This is a genomic window from Mesorhizobium sp. M8A.F.Ca.ET.165.01.1.1 (assembly GCF_004792065.1).
Taxonomy (GTDB): Bacteria; Pseudomonadota; Alphaproteobacteria; order Rhizobiales; family Rhizobiaceae; genus Mesorhizobium.
Window position 1 is genome coordinate 1 of the sequence record NZ_SRTH01000210.1, and the last position, 298, is coordinate 298.

Below are 298 nucleotides of genomic sequence, written 5' to 3' on the forward strand. Positions count from 1 at the left end.
GTGGCGAGCATCTTCTGCAGCATGGTGATGTCGGCGCCGCCCGAGAAAGTGTCCTTGCCGGAGGTGATCACCGCGCCCTTGACGGCGGCGTCGCCGGCCACCTTATCGACGATGGAATTGAGCTCGCGCATCGCCTCCTCGGTGAAGACATTCATCGAGCGTCCCGGCATGTCCCAAGTGATCAGCGCGATGCCGTCGGCGTCGATGTCGAGGGTGAAATTTGTGTGGCTCATCTTTTTCTCTCCCCGTCAGACGCGTTCGATGATGGTGGCGGTGCCCATGCCGGCGCCGATGCAGA

1 protein-coding gene is annotated in these 298 nt (G+C 62.1%); it reads right to left on the bottom strand.

Features of this window, described 5'->3' with window-relative positions; genetic code table 11:
• The coding region (locus EN808_RS35790) for an enoyl-CoA hydratase-related protein (RefSeq protein WP_245525213.1) at positions 1–233 on the bottom strand (233 nt) is incomplete at its 3' end.
• Positions 234–298: the final 65 nt, after the last annotated feature.